Here is a 458-nt window from a genome sequence, read left to right on the forward strand (position 1 = left end):
CCAACCTCATGAGCCTTGGCGCCATCGACTTCGGCATCATCATCGACGGCGCGGTCATCATCGTTGAGAATTGCCTGCGCTTGCTGGCCGAAGAGCAAACCAGACAGGGCCGTGTCCTCAATCAACAGGAACGGTTCGAAACCATCTTGACGGCTTCAAAAGAAGTGATTGGTCCCAGTCTGTTCGGGACGTTGATCATCGGCGTCGTGTATCTGCCGATCCTGACGCTTACCGGCGTCGAAGGAAAGATGTTCACGCCGATGGCGCTGACGGTGCTGATGGCGCTCACCGGCGCAAGCATCCTGTCGCTGACATTCGTGCCGGCTGCCGTGGCCTTGCTGGTAACCGGCAAGGTCTCCGAGCATGAGAACTGGTTCATGCGCGGTGCGCGCTATGTTTACACGCCGCTGCTCGCAGCTTCAATCCGCAACAGATGGGGCGTCGCCGGGATCGCGGTC

The 458-nt window shown here is 59.4% G+C and carries 1 protein-coding gene; it reads left to right on the plus strand.

The features are described 5' to 3' along the window. Positions 1 to 458: efflux RND transporter permease subunit (locus AACY52_RS31015; protein WP_339561496.1), on the plus strand; the 458-nt coding region annotated here is incomplete at both ends.

It is taken from the genome of Pseudomonas sp. EA_65y_Pfl1_P113, from assembly GCF_963970525.1.
GTDB lineage: Bacteria > Pseudomonadota > Gammaproteobacteria > Pseudomonadales > Pseudomonadaceae > Aquipseudomonas > Aquipseudomonas tritici.